Genomic DNA, 13,041 nt, shown 5'->3' with positions numbered 1-13,041 from the left:
AAGACAGCAACGTCCGCCAAGGTTATGCGCGTCGGTTCATCGACAAGGTCGTGGTCGCGCCGGGCACGATCACGATCACAGGCTCGATCAAACCGTTGGAACTCGCCGCCAACGACGACACCAATCAGAGAGCACCCATGGTGCCCTCTCTTGATCGGGAGTGGTGCCGCCTACAGGACTCGAACCTGTGACCCCCGCATTACGAATGCGATGCTCTACCAGCTGAGCTAAGGCGGCCGGGGGCTAGCGTCCCCGCTGGAAGGCGGCCGCTTACCCGAGCGTCCGCGCGGGTGCAAGCGGCCCGGCACCCGTGCGGTTTACGCCCTCTTTACCACGGGGGGCGCATGACTGCCGCCCTGACCCGGTTGGACGCGGACACGCCATGAACATGCAGGCCATCGACAACGAGCCGTCCGCGGCGGATGCCGCCGACGAGGGCGTCGGCGAGCAGTTGTTCGACCTCGGCGGCGATGAGCGGCGCATGCACGTGCGCGCCTACAACCATTGGGTGTCGCTGCTGAAGGGACGACCCTATCCCTCGATCGAGGACCTCGACCCCGCCTCCATCGCCGATTTCGGCGAGCATTCGGTGCTGCTCGACTTCTCCGCCGGGCTCGACGATCCGCGCATCGCCTTTCTCGGGCGCGCGCTACGCGAGGAATGCGGGCTGGAAGGGCATATCGACCGGATCAGCCAGGTGCCGACCCGCTCGCTGCTGTCGCGGCTCACCGACCATTACCTCCAGATCATCGCCAACCGCGCGCCGATCGGCTTCGAGGCGGAGTTCGTCGGCACGCGCGGGCGCAACACGCTCTATCGCGGCATTCTGATGCCCTTCTCGTCCGACGGCGAGCAGATCGACTTCATCTACGGCGTCATCAACTGGAAGGAGCTGGTCGACGCCGCGACGCAGGCCCGGCTCGCGGACGAGCTGCAGGCCGCGGTCGCCGATGGGGGTCATGGCGAAGCGCCGGTCTGGGCGGACGGCCCCGGTGCCGCGCGCGACGACGCGGCGGACATCGACGCCGATCTGGACGAGGGCGCCTCGCTCGATCACCGCCTCGCGCTGGCGCAGGAGAGCGCCGCCGCGGTGCGCGCCGCCGACACGCGCAGCCGCGCGGCGCTCTATCGCGCGCTCGGTCGCGCCCACGATTTCGCGCTCGCGGCGGACGCCGACCCGGCGGGCTACCAGGCGCTGCTCCGCGCCGCCGCGGTCCGCCCGCAGGCGCGCGCGCCGATGACCGCGGTCACGAAGCTGGTCTTCGGCTCCGATTACGACAAGACGCGGCTGACCGAGTTCGCCGCGGTGCTCGATCATGCCCGCCGCCACGCCGTGGCCGCCGGCGCCCTGCCCGGCTTCCTCGAGCTGCACGCCGGCGGGATCAAGGCGGTGGTCGAGGCCGAGCGCGCGGCGCGCCGGCCGTCGACCCGCCCCGACGCCTTCGCGCAGGCCGCCGCCGAGCTCCGCGCGCGCCCCGTCCTGGCCGAGCTGGCGCTGCCGGGTATTGACGAATGGGTGGTGCTGGTGGCGCGCCGCGAGGGCGATGCGGTGCAGGTGCTTGGCGAGATCGCCGCCGCCGGCTTCGTCCAGCAGGCGGTGCGCCGGGCGGCGGCCTGAGCCGCCGCCGGCGTCCGGGCGGCACGTCTTGAGCGGCGATTCGACCGGGCGCATAGGGCGCGCCATGGCCGATCAACCCCAGTTCACCGCCGACTCCCTCGCCCAGCGCTTCACCCGCGGCGCGCTCCCCGGCGAACTGAAGGGCTTCGGCCCGGAAGAGGTGGAGGCGGCGGCGCGGTTCGTCGCCGTCACCGCCCGCCGCCGCCCGCCGGGCGAGCCGGCGATCGCGCTGGAGCCGCTGCCCGGAGACGATGTCCGCCGCCGCATGCGGCTCGCCATCGTCAATGACGACATGCCGTTCCTGGTCGATTCGATCGCCGCCGCGATCGGCCGCGCCGGGTTGGCGATCGATCGCATCATCCACCCCGTGATCCGCGCCAGCCGCGATGCCACGGGCGAACTGGAGACGCTGGGCGGCCCCGGCCGGCCGGAATCGATGATCTATCTGGAGCTGGAGCGCGCCGACGCCCGCGACCGGCGCGAGCTGGTCGCCGAGCTCGGCGCCGTGCTCGCCGACGTCCGCGCCGCCGTCACCGACTGGCCGCAGCTGCAGCGCGCCGTCGCCGCCGACGAAGCCGCCTTGCCCCAGGGCGAGGGCGCGGCGCTGCTGCAATGGTTCCTGGACGGCGCGCTGACGCTGCTCGGTCACCAGCGCTGGCGCGCCGACGGCACGGTGGAGGCGACGCTCGGCATCGCCCGCCACCCGCACCGCACGCCGCTCCTCGCCGACGCCTCGCGCGACCTGGCGCTGCGCTGGTACGCGGAGGGCAACGCGGCGCCGCTGCTGCTCAAATCCTCGCTGATCTCGCCCGTCCACCGCGCCGCGCCGCTCGATCTGGTGCTGCTGCCGGTCCGCGCCGAGCGACGCGGTGGGGGGGGCGAGGTGACCGGCCTGTCGCTTCACGCCGGCCTGTGGACCAGCGCCGCGCTCAACGCCCAGCCCCAGGCGGTGCCCGTGCTGCGCACGCGGCTTGCAACGCTGGAGGCGAAGTTCGGCTTCGATCCCAGGGGCCATACCGGCAAGGCGCTGGCGCACGCGCTGGCGGCGCTGCCGCACGATCTCGCCGTCGCCTTCACGCCCGCGCAGCTGGAGGAGCTGGCGCTGACCGCGATGAGCCTCGCCGACCGGCCGCGCCCGGCGCTGGTGCTGGTCCGCTCGGCGCTGGGGCGGCACCTATTCGCCTTCGCCTGGCTGCCGCGCGACGACCTCACCACCGCGCGCCGTGTCGCGATCGGCGACATGGTCGCGGAAGCCGCCGGCGGCCGGGTGCTCAACTGGTCGGTGGCGCTGGAGGATTCGACGGTGGCGCTGCTGCGCTACACGATCGACCTGCCGGACGGCGGCCCCTCCCCCGCGCTCGCGCCGCTCGAACAGCGGCTGGAGCGCATGGTGCGCGGCTGGGGGCCGGCGGTGGAGGCGGCGCTCGCGGCCGAGGTCGGTCCGGCGCGCGCCGCCCGGCTGGCGCTGCGCTACGCGGGCAGCTTCCCGCAAGGCTATCGCAACGCCGGCACCGCGGAGGAAGCCGCCGCCGACGCGCTCCGCCTCGCCACCCTCGACGACGACGGCAGCCGTTCGGTCCGCCTGTTCGCCGACGGCGCCGCGACGCGGCTCAAAATCTATCGCCAGGGCGGTGCGCTGGCGCTGTCGGACGCGGTGCCGGTGCTCGAAAACTTTGGCTTCCGCGTGGTGGAGGAGGTGCCGACCGCGTTGACGGACGAGGCGCGCTCCTACGTGCACGAGTTCCTGGTCGAGGCGGGCGCCCCGCTCGCGGGCGATCCGGCCGTGCTGGAGGGCGCGATCGCCGCGGTGCTGGAGGGCCGCGCCGAGAACGACCAGTTCAACCGCCTGATCGTCGATGCGGGGCTGAGTCCGCAGGCGGCAGTGCTGTTCCGCGCCTGGTTCCGCTACCTGCGCCAGGCGGGGCTGACCTATGGCCTCGCCACCGTCGTCGATGCGCTGCGCCGCGCGCCGGCGGTGGCGCGCGCGCTGGTCGACCGCTTCGCCGCCGCGCACGATCCGCAGGGCGGGGCCGACCTCGCGGCCGCCGATGCCACGGTGGCCGCCGGGCTGGAGGGTGTCGCCGCGATCGACGACGACCGCATCCTGCGCGGTCTGCGGGCGGTGATCGTCGCCACGCTGCGCACCAACGCGTTCGCGCGCGGCGGCCCGGAACGACTTGGGGAGGCGCTCGCCTTCAAGCTCGACAGCCACCTCGTTCCGGGCCTGCCCGCGCCGGTGCCGTGGCGCGAGATCTGGGTCTATTCGCCGCGCGTCGAGGGCATTCACCTGCGCGCCGGCCCGGTGGCGCGCGGCGGCCTGCGCTGGTCGGACCGGCGCGACGATTTCCGCACCGAGATCCTAGGGCTGATGAAGGCGCAGCGCGTCAAGAACGCGGTGATCGTGCCCACGGGCGCGAAGGGCGGCTTCTACCCCAAGCAACTGCCCAATCCGACGAACCGCGATGCCTGGCTCGCCGAAGGAACGGAGAGCTATCGGATCTTCATCCGCGCGCTGCTCTCCATCACCGACAACATCGTCGACGGCCGCGTCGTCCACCCCGACGGTGTCCGCGTCCATGACGGCGAGGACCCCTATTTCGTCGTCGCCGCCGACAAGGGCACCGCCACCTTCTCCGACGTCGCCAACGCGCTCGCGCAAAGCCAGGGCTTCTGGCTGGGCGACGCCTTTGCGAGCGGTGGGTCCCAGGGCTACGACCACAAGGCGATGGGGATCACCGCCAAGGGCGCCTGGATCTCCGTCCAGCGCCATTTCGCCGAGCGGGGCGTCGACGTGCAGGCGCAGCCGATCACCGTCGTCGGCTGCGGCGACATGTCCGGCGACGTGTTCGGCAACGGCATGCTGCTCTCGACGGAGATCAGGCTGGTGGCCGCCTTCGATCACCGCCACATCTTCCTCGATCCCGATCCCGACCCGGCGGCAAGCTGGGCCGAGCGCGCACGCCTGTTCGCGCTACCGCGCTCGTCCTGGGCCGATTATGCCGGGCCGGTCTCGGCCGGCGGCGGCGTCCACAGTCGCGCCGCCAAGGCGATCGCCGTCACCCCGGAAGCCGCCGCCGCGCTCGGCATCGGCGCCGGCGAGATGGAACCGGCGCAGCTCATCTCCGCCATCCTCAAGGCGCCCGCCGACCTGCTCTGGTTCGGCGGCATCGGCACCTATGTGAAGGCCGCGGCCGAAGCGAGCGCCGCGGTCGGCGACCCCGCCAACGATCGGCTGCGCGTCGACGCCGAAGACCTGCGCGTCCGCGCGATCGGCGAGGGCGCGAACCTGGGCGTGACGCAGGCGGCGCGCATCGCCTTCGCGGCGCGGGGCGGGCGCATCAACACCGACTTCATCGACAACTCCGCCGGCGTCGACTGCTCGGACAACGAGGTCAACATCAAGATCGCGCTCAACCGGGAGATGGCGGAGGGACGGCTGCCGTTCGAGGAGCGCAACATGCTGCTCGCGGCGATGACCGACGACGTGGCGGCGCTCGTGCTGGAGGATAACCGCCTGCAGACGCTGGCGCTCTCCGTCATGGAGAATGACGGCGCGGCGGCGCTGCCCTCCTACCTCCGCGCGATCGAGATCTTCGAGGCCGCGGGCCGGCTCGACCGCCGCGTCGAGGGGCTGGCGGGCGACGAGGAGCTGCTGCGCCGCGCGCAGGAGGGCCGCGGGCTCACCCGTCCCGAGCTCGCCGTGCTGCTCGCCACCGCCAAGCTGGCGCTGCAGGAGGCGATCGAGGCGAGCGCGCTCGGCGACGATCCGGCGCTGTTGCCGACGCTCCGCGCCGCCTTTCCGCCAGCGATGCAGGCGCGCTTCCCCGCCGCGATCGACGGGCACCGCCTGCGCGGCGAGATCGTCGCCACCAAGCTCGCCAACCGCCTCATCAACCGCATGGGCGTGCTCTACCCGTTCGAGCTGGCCGAGGAGGAGGGCGCGGCACTGTCCGACATCGCCGGCATGTTCGTGGTCGCCGAGCAGCTGTTCGGGCTGCCCGAACTGTGGGCGGCGATCGAGACGACGGCGATGCCCGAAGCGGCGCGGCTGCTGCTGTTCGACGAGGTCGCGGCGGCGACCCGATCGCACATCGCCGACCTGCTCCGCGCCACCGGCTCGGGTGCGGCGGTGGAGCCGGTGCTGGGCCGGCTGCGGCGCGGGATCGACGCGCTGACCGCCGCCACCGCGACGCTGCTGCTGGACGAGCTGCGCGCGCAGAGCGACCGCATCGCCGCACAGCTCCGGGCCGCCGGCGCCCCCGCGGACCTGGTCGCGCGCGTGGTGCGGCTGTTCGAGCTGGACGGCGCCGTCGGCCTCGCCGATCTTGGCGACCGCCTGGGTCTGGACGAGACGGTGCTGACCCGCGCCTTCACCGCGCTGGGCCAGGCGCTGGGGCTCGACTGGGCGCAGGCGAGCGCGGTGCGCATCGCGTCGAGCGATCCATGGGAGCGGCTGCTGCTCGCGGGGCTGGCGCGCGATTTCCAGCAGCTCCGCCTCCAGTTCCTCGCCCGCGCCGGCGGCGAGGCCCCGCAGGCGGCGGTGGACCGCTGGCTGGCGGCGAACGCGCCGCGCGTCGCACAGTTCAAGGCGGTGGTCGACCGCGCCCGCCACGCGCCGACACCGAACGCCGCGATGCTGGCGCAGATCGCGGGTCAGGCGCGGGTGCTTTTGGGCCGCTGACTCCTACCCGGGGCGGGAAGCGTTGTGGGCTGTTCGCGCCGCGGCAAAGCCGCGCCGGAGGCCGAGCTTACAGCCCGCCGGCCGGGGCGCGCTCCGCGACGGCGCTAAGCCGAGGCTTGGCGCCTGAGCGCGCCCGCGTCCGCCACCACATGATGACCCCCGTGACCGCCAGCACCGCCGGCAGGATGCCGCCGATGAAAACGATCGTCTGCCACACCGGCCCCATGCCCTCGCCCGAATGGAGCCGGCGCATCAGCCGCGCGACGCCGCCCTGACCCGCGCGCTCGGGGGCGAGCGCCGCGACGCCGTCGTCGTCGGCGACGGACACCGAGCGCGGCCCGACCTGCACCGCCCAGTCCGGCTTCTTCTCGGTCGGCCAGGTGATGCTGCGGACCTTGCCGTGCGCCAGCGCCGTCGCGCGCGCCACCGCGACGTCGACCGGCAGCCGCGCCGCGGCGACGGGCGCGGCGCGCGCCTGCATCATCCGGTCCGGCCCGCGCGGATTGCCCTGCCCCACCAGCGCGCCGAAGAACGTCGGGAACGCGATCCACGCCCCCGTCAGCGACAGCACGAACAGCGGCAGGCTGATCCAGAAGCCGAGCAGGTGGTGCAGGTTGGAATTGGTGTCCGGCCGCCGCCGCCAGCGGAAGCCGCGCGTCCACCGCCCCACCGACGGCCACCACAGCCACAGCCCGCTGACGCTCGACACCAGCATCGCGACGCCCAGCCAGCCGACCAGCATCCGCCCCCAGCCGCCCGGGATCTGCAGCGAGCCATGCAGGACATGGACGAAGCGCACCAGCCCGGCCGCGCTTGACGCCACGTCCAGCACCCGCGCGGTCGGCGGATCGAGGTAGATCATCGTCCGCTGCGGCGGCCCCGGCCGGTCCGGCGCCCGGGCCGGCGCGGCGGCGACCGTCACCGGACCGCCATGTTCGGGCAGCGTCAGCATCGCCAGCCGCTCGCCCGGCCCCAGCCGCGCCCGCGCCGCCGCGACATAGGCGCCCGGCGTCCGCAGCGTGCTCCCGGTCGTCCGGTAGCGCTGCGGATTGATCGCGCCGTCGAGCGCGTCATGCCAGACCAGCGCCGCGCCGGAGAGCGACAGCGGGATGATGAGCACCGCCAGCGTGATTCCGATCCACTTGTGGACCTGGAACCACCAGCGCCGGAGTTGATATTTCGTCATCTGCTTCTCGTATCCATCTTCATCCTCCGCCGCGATTGCGGAGAAGAACAAATCACATCTCCGCCCAGCGCCGGAGCAGGTTGTGGTACACCCCCGTCAGCCGCACCACCGCCGCGTCGCCCTGGCCGAGCGCCGCGCCCGCCGCCTGCACGCCCCGATCCAGCTCCCACAGGATCGCGCGCGCGCCGTCGTCGCGCACCATCGACTGCAGCCACAGGAACGACGCCAGCCGCACGCCGCGCGTCACCGGCGCGACGCGGTGGAGGCTGGACGACGGATACACCACCGCCTGCCCGGCCGGCAGCTTGACCTGCTGCTCACCGAACGCGCCCTCGACGATCAGCTCGCCACCGTCATACGCGCCCGGGTCCTCCAGGAAGATCGTCGCCGACAGGTCGGCGCGGAGGCGGAAGTCGCTGCCCCGCCTGATCCGCACCGCCGTGTCGACGTGCGTCCCGAACGCCTGCCCGCCGGCATAGCGGTTGAACAGCGGCGGGAAAACCTTGAGCGGCAGCGCCGCCGCGACGAACAGCGCCGAGCGCCCGAGCGCATCCAGCACCAGCGTGCCCGCCTCGCGCGCCGCCGCGCTATCCTCGGGCAGCTGCGCGTTGCGCTTGGCGAGCGCCGACTGCACGCCGGAGGTGGCGTTGCCGTCGACCCAGTCGCCCGGCTCGATCAGTTCGCGCACGCGCGCCACCTCGGCCGCGCTCAGCAGGTCCGGGACGATCGTCAGCACCGGTCGAGCGCCGCCGTGCCCCGCACCCTCAGCTCGGCGTCGCCCTGCCCCGCCAGCCAGCCGCGCACCTGCTCGCGGAAGCGCGGCGTGCCGAGCGCGGCGGCGCGGCCGATCCAGGGCAGCGCCTCGCGCACCCGGCCCTTGGAGACGAGCATGCGCGCGTGATTGAAGCAGCCGCGGAAATCGCCGCCATCGGCCGCGCGCTTGTAGCATTGCGCCGCCGCCAGCAGGTCGCGGTCGCAGGCCCAGCCGTCCTCATGGAACGAGCCGATGAAGTTCTCCGCCTTGGCGAAGCCCTTCGCCGCCGATTGGCGCAGCCAGCCCAGCGCGGCCGGCTTGTCCTGGGCCACGCCCGCCCCGAGCGCCAGCTGCGTGGCGTAGTTGTACATCGCCTCAGGCAAGCCGCGTTCGGCGGCGACCCGGTAGCAGTCCGCCGCCCGCGCCGGATCGTGCGCGACGCCCCAACCGAGCTCGTAGCAGCGCCCGACCATGTTGAGCGCCTGCAGATGGCCCTGCGCCGCCGCACGCATGAACCAGCCGAACCCAGCGCGCGCATCCTTCGCCACCTCCGCGCCATCCAGCAGCATCTGCCCCCAGACCGCCTCGGCGTCGGGCAACCCCGCCTCCGCCGCCTCGCGGATCAGCGCCACGCGCGCCGGCCCCGCCAGCGCCTCGCGCGCCTCGGCGGGCGAAAGACTTTCCCAATCCGCCCCCGCGCTAGCGGGGGAGGCGGACCATGCCGCAGGCACGGGGGCGGGGGTTAGCGCGCGCCGAGCCGGATCAGCCCCCTCCACCACGCCGCTTTGCGGCGTGGTCCCCCTCCCCCGCCGCTGCGCGGCGGGGGAGGATGAAGGAAAGTGCGCGCTCAAAACTTCAGCCCCACCGTGCCGAACACCGTCCGCCCCGGCGCGATCGTGGCGTAATGGCTGGCATAGGCCTGGCTGAAATACACCTTGTCCGTCAGGTTCTGCGCGTTGACGCTGAGCGTCACGTTGGGCGTCAGGTCGACGCTGGCGCGCGCATCGAAGCGCCAGTAGCTCGGCACCGAGCGGAAGATCACCTTGGTCGCGGCGTTGAGCGTCGGCCCGGCGGTCGCCGTCTGCGTATAGCTGCGATTGTCGGCATAGCCGCCATATTGCCGGTCGTTGTAGATCGCGCTGCCGCCGATCTGGAAGCGCCGCAGGAAGGTGTAGTTGGTCGTCGCGGTGAAGCTGTTGCGCACCGTCTGCGGCACCTGCTTGCCCGTGTTCACCGACGGCACGGCGATGGTCGCGGCCGGACGGATCGTGGTGATGACGCCGCCCACCGTCTGCGTGACGGCCGCCGCGGTCAGCACGGTGTTGCCGCCGTCGACGATCACCGGATCGAGATAGGTGTAGCCGCCGAAGATCGTCCAGCCGGGCAGGATCGTGCCGGTGGCGGATAGCTCGACGCCGCGGATGCGCGTGCGGCCGAGGAACGCGACGGTATTGGCGTCAACCGTCACGCGCGCATTCTCGATTCTGGTCTCGAATGCCGCCGCCGCCAGCTGCAGCCGCTCGTGCAACAGGCTGGCCTTGGCGCCGACCTCGTAGGATTTGGTCTTCTGCACCTTGAGCTGGTCGAGCGCGCCGGAGACCTGCGTCGGCGTGGTCGGCAGCGCATTGTCCTCGCGTCCCTCGCCGAGCAGCGTATTGGGCGGCGTCGCGGCGGTGGCGTAGCTGGCGTAGACGCTGGTGTCGTGCGTCGGCTTGACCACCAGCCCCGCCTGCCAGTTGAACAGCGCGTCGGTGCGCGACAGGCGGACCGGCGCCGCGCCGGCCGCGACCGCCGGCCTGATCGCGGACTGGAACCGGTCGTAACGCGCGCCGAGATTGAGGATGACGGCCGGCAACAGCGTGATCGAGTCGAAGCCGTAGACGGATTGCGTGTTGCCGTCGTTCTGCGTCTCGGTGTTCGGCGCGCCCTTCACGATCGGGGTCTGCAGCGTCGAGGTGTCGCTCGCATCGTTGGTCCAGGGATCGTTCGGGTTCGGGGCGAACAGGCTGGTGCAATAATAGCGCGACACGGTGAAGGTGTCGCACCGCGGGCTGATCGTGGCGCCGGTCGCGAGCACATAGGCCCCGCGCCGCGTCTTCTCCCACGAGAACTCGGTGCCGAGCGCGATCGAGTGATCGACCGCGCCGGTATGGAACGTCCCGTACAGGTCGGTCTGGTCGATGATGCTCTCGGTATAGCCGTAGCGCGTGTTGGCGCGCCGCCAGACATAACCGCCGCCGGTCAGCTTGGTGCCGCCGTCGACCGGGTTCACCGCCGCGCCGGTGAGCGGCACGCCATAGACGTTCCCCTGGCTGTCGTCCGGCTGGGTGTAGCTATAGGCCTGGTCGTCGTGGGCGAAGCGCGCGGTGTTGCGCAGCGTCAGCTTGCCGAAATCATGCTCCACCCGCAGCGTCGCCTGGTTGGTGGTCGCGTCCCGGAAGTCGCGGTCCTTGAGGCCGTAAAAGGTGGTGCGCGGCACATAGCCGGTCACGCCGGAGCTGGTGGTGAAGCGCCCGATCGCCGGCTGCGAGAGGATGTTGCCCGTACCCGGCGCGTTGCACACCGTCGCCGAGCAGACATAGCCATAAGGGATGCCGCTGTCGGGGAGCTCGTGGCTTTCGAGGTAGTAATAGCCGACGGTCAGTCGCGTGTCGGTGCCCAGCCCGATCGTCGCCGACGGCGCAACGCCCCAGCGGCGCGCATAGATGGCGTCGCGGCCGGCGAAGTCCTGGTCGTGCCACACGCCCGCCAGCCGCACGGCGATATGCGGCGCGACCATGACGTTCACGTCGCCGGTCACGCGCTTGTAGTCGGCGTTGCCGAAGCTGGCGTCGGCGCGGAAGAAGGTCTCGGGCTGCGGCAGCTTGGAGATGGTGTTGATCGTGCCGCCCGCCGAGCCGCGGCCGCCCAGCGTCGAATCCGAGCCGCGGATGATCTGGATCGAATCGGTGTCGAACACCTCGCGCATCTGCGAGGCGAGGTCGCGCACGCCGTCGACATAGATCGAGCCCTGGCTGTCGAAGCCGCGGATGAAGGGGCGGTCGCCGATCGGGTTCCCGCCCTCCGCCGCGCCGAAGGTCACGCCCGGCACGGTGCGCAGCGCGTCCTGCAGCGAATTGGAGCCGGTCTGCTCGATCACCAGCGCCGGCAGCACGACGATCGACTTGGGCGTGTCGACCAACGGCGCGACCTGTTTGGGATCATTGTCGTTCGTCTTTACCCGCTGGCCGTTGACGATCACATCGTCACGGCGTTGATCGTCGGTCGTCGTCCTGGCGGCCTCGGTGGGATCCTCGGCGGCGAGCGCCGGCGCCGTGGTGAACGCGCCGACGCAGCCAAGCGCGAGATAAGAAACGGATTTGGACACGCGAGTTCAGTCTCCCTCGGGGAAGCGCGCTATTGAGAAGCGTTCGCAGAGTCAACGCTATTGCGAGTGACTTGCATATCTTAGATATAACCAGGTGCGGATCGCGCTCGCCAGATTGGGCGGTGACGGTCCGGCGATCCGCCCGCCGTCAATCCGCGCCACCAGCGCCGATAGGGGCAGCCGCTCCTCCCCCGCCGCCCGCTCCAGCGCCGCCCAGAATACCGGCTCCAGGCTGACGGAGGTTTGATGCCCGGCGATCGTGACCGAGCGCTTGACGGGGCCGGCGAAAGAAGGCGCGTTCATGCCCTCGCCTACGCGGTGCGCACGACGCGCGAAACTGCTATGGCGGGTATGAGGAGACCGGCATGAAGCTCAGCGCGCGCAACCAGATCCCCGGCCGCGTCACCGCCATCACGCCCGGCGCGGTGAACGGGACGGTGAAGGTCGACATCGGCCACGGCCTGACCGTCACCGCCAGCATAACCGAAGAGGCGATCGCCGAGCTGGCGCTGACCGAGGGCGACGAGGTGACGGTGGTGGTCAAGGCGAGCGACGTCCTGATCGGCAAGTGACGTGAAGGCCGGCCTGCTCAAGCTGAAGCTCCAGCTCGCCTGCGGCGACGGCTTCGCGCTCGGGCCGGGCAAGGCCGACCTGCTCGACGCGATCGGGCGCGACGGCTCGATCTCGGCGGCGGCGCGCGCGCTCGGCATGAGCTATCGCCGCGCCTGGCTGCTAACCGACGAGATGAACCGTTGCTTCGCCGAGCGGCTGGTCGAGACCGCGCCCGGCCGCGGCCGCAGCGGCGGCGCGCGCCTCACCGCGGCGGGACGCGAGGCGCTGGCCGCGTATCGCGAGCTGGAGGCGGAAGCGGCGCGCCTTGCCGACCATCCCGCTTACCGCCGGCTCGCCGCCCGCCTGCGCTCCGATCCACTGCCGCACTGACGGCCTTTATATCCCCCAGGATATTGTATTCGGCCGGACACAATGCTTGGAAGCTCCCGACAGGGGGAGTTCTCATGCGGATCAGAACAAGGGCGCTGGCGACGGCGGCGTGGATCGTGGTGGGCGCGCCGACGACCGCGCAGTTGCCGACAACCGGCGGCGACCCGGCGGACGTGCCCAGGCAGGCCGCGAGCGACCAGGACAAGGGCGAGGACAGGCTCCCCGACGTGATCGTCACCGCGCGCCGCCGCGCCGAGGATGCGCAGGCGGTGCCGGGCTCACTGTCCGTGGTCGGCGGCAACCTGCTCGACCAGAGCTATACGGTGAACACACAGGGGCTGACGACGCTGATCCCGTCGCTCAACTACTCCTCGGCCAATCCGCGCAACACCGCCTTCACGATCCGCGGGCTTGGCTCCAGCGTCGTCGCGGTCAGCCAGTCGAACGACGGGCTGGAGAACGGCGTCGGCTTCTATGTCGACCAGGTCTATCA

11 protein-coding genes and 1 tRNA gene are annotated in these 13,041 nt (G+C 71.9%); 6 read left to right on the top strand and 6 right to left on the bottom strand.

Annotated elements, in window-relative coordinates; all coding sequences use genetic code 11:
• Positions 1–191 (top strand): hypothetical protein (locus ACFE64_RS12985; protein WP_375392884.1); only part of this gene is annotated, 191 nt, incomplete at its 5' end.
• Here ACFE64_RS12985 and ACFE64_RS12980 read toward each other — a convergent pair.
• Positions 162–237 (bottom strand) — tRNA-Thr (locus ACFE64_RS12980). The two genes, ACFE64_RS12985 and ACFE64_RS12980, sit on opposite strands and share 30 nt — an antisense overlap.
• A 145-nt stretch (positions 238–382) precedes the next feature.
• Between ACFE64_RS12980 and ACFE64_RS12975 the strand changes: the two genes are divergently transcribed.
• Both ACFE64_RS12975 and ACFE64_RS12970 read left to right on the top strand, forming a co-directional pair.
• The gene (locus ACFE64_RS12975; protein WP_375392883.1) at positions 383–1,618 is read left to right on the top strand and encodes a hypothetical protein; all 1,236 of its coding nucleotides are present in this window, start codon (positions 383–385) and stop codon (positions 1,616–1,618) included.
• A 64-nt stretch (positions 1,619–1,682) separates the two neighbouring features.
• A complete protein-coding gene (locus ACFE64_RS12970) occupies positions 1,683–6,299 on the top strand; it encodes an NAD-glutamate dehydrogenase (RefSeq protein WP_375392882.1) in 4,617 nt (1,538 codons plus the stop codon).
• A 67-nt stretch (positions 6,300–6,366) separates the two neighbouring features.
• Here the strand turns inward: ACFE64_RS12970 and ACFE64_RS12965 are convergent, their stop codons facing one another.
• The 5 genes from ACFE64_RS12965 to ACFE64_RS12945 all read right to left on the bottom strand — a co-directional run bounded on the left by ACFE64_RS12965 (position 6,367) and on the right by ACFE64_RS12945 (position 11,909).
• Positions 6,367–7,536 (bottom strand): PepSY-associated TM helix domain-containing protein, encoded by a 1,170-nt coding sequence (locus ACFE64_RS12965; RefSeq protein WP_375392881.1) that lies wholly within the window; start codon positions 7,534–7,536, stop codon positions 6,367–6,369.
• A gap of 1 nt (position 7,537) precedes the next feature.
• Positions 7,538–8,221, bottom strand: coding sequence for a Fe2+-dependent dioxygenase (locus tag ACFE64_RS12960; RefSeq protein WP_375392880.1), 684 nt, complete (start codon positions 8,219–8,221; stop codon positions 7,538–7,540).
• A complete protein-coding gene (locus ACFE64_RS12955) occupies positions 8,215–8,970 on the bottom strand; it encodes a tetratricopeptide repeat protein (protein ID WP_375392879.1) in 756 nt (251 codons plus the stop codon). The genes ACFE64_RS12960 and ACFE64_RS12955 overlap by 7 nt, the downstream gene beginning before the upstream one ends.
• A gap of 116 nt (positions 8,971–9,086) precedes the next feature.
• Positions 9,087–11,606: a TonB-dependent receptor gene (locus ACFE64_RS12950; RefSeq protein ID WP_375392878.1), complete on the bottom strand. Its 2,520-nt coding sequence runs from the start codon at positions 11,604–11,606 to the stop codon at positions 9,087–9,089.
• 57 nt (positions 11,607–11,663) lie between these two features.
• Positions 11,664–11,909, bottom strand: coding sequence for a ribbon-helix-helix domain-containing protein (locus tag ACFE64_RS12945; protein WP_375392877.1), 246 nt, complete (start codon positions 11,907–11,909; stop codon positions 11,664–11,666).
• Between the two features lie 62 nt (positions 11,910–11,971).
• Here ACFE64_RS12945 and ACFE64_RS12940 point away from each other — a divergent pair, with 62 nt between their 5' ends.
• The 3 genes from ACFE64_RS12940 to ACFE64_RS12930 all read left to right on the top strand — a co-directional run.
• Positions 11,972–12,178, top strand: a complete 207-nt coding sequence (locus ACFE64_RS12940) for a molybdopterin-binding protein (RefSeq protein ID WP_375392876.1) — start codon at positions 11,972–11,974, stop codon at positions 12,176–12,178.
• Position 12,179: 1 nt separating this feature from the next.
• The gene (locus tag ACFE64_RS12935) at positions 12,180–12,548 is read left to right on the top strand and encodes a winged helix-turn-helix domain-containing protein (protein ID WP_375392875.1); all 369 of its coding nucleotides are present in this window, start codon (positions 12,180–12,182) and stop codon (positions 12,546–12,548) included.
• A 74-nt stretch (positions 12,549–12,622) separates the two neighbouring features.
• Positions 12,623–13,041, top strand: a 419-nt coding sequence (locus tag ACFE64_RS12930) for a TonB-dependent receptor plug domain-containing protein (RefSeq protein WP_375392874.1), incomplete at its 3' end; no start/stop codon positions are given.

The organism is uncultured Sphingomonas sp. (assembly GCF_964250165.1).
Classification (GTDB): domain Bacteria; phylum Pseudomonadota; class Alphaproteobacteria; order Sphingomonadales; family Sphingomonadaceae; genus Sphingomonas.
The sequence above is the reverse complement of the archived record's forward strand: the minus strand, read 5'-3'. Positions and strand labels throughout refer to the sequence as shown.

Excerpts from the sequence above, each read along its gene's own strand:
- ACFE64_RS12945 (WP_375392877.1), bottom strand. The coding sequence starts at position 11,909 with ATGAACGCGCCTTCTTTCGCCGGCCCCGTCAAGCGCTCGGTCACGATC.
- ACFE64_RS12940 (WP_375392876.1), top strand. The coding sequence starts at position 11,972 with ATGAAGCTCAGCGCGCGCAACCAGATCCCCGGCCGCGTCACCGCCATC.
- ACFE64_RS12970 (WP_375392882.1), top strand. The coding sequence starts at position 1,683 with ATGGCCGATCAACCCCAGTTCACCGCCGACTCCCTCGCCCAGCGCTTC.
- ACFE64_RS12975 (WP_375392883.1), top strand. The coding sequence starts at position 383 with ATGAACATGCAGGCCATCGACAACGAGCCGTCCGCGGCGGATGCCGCC.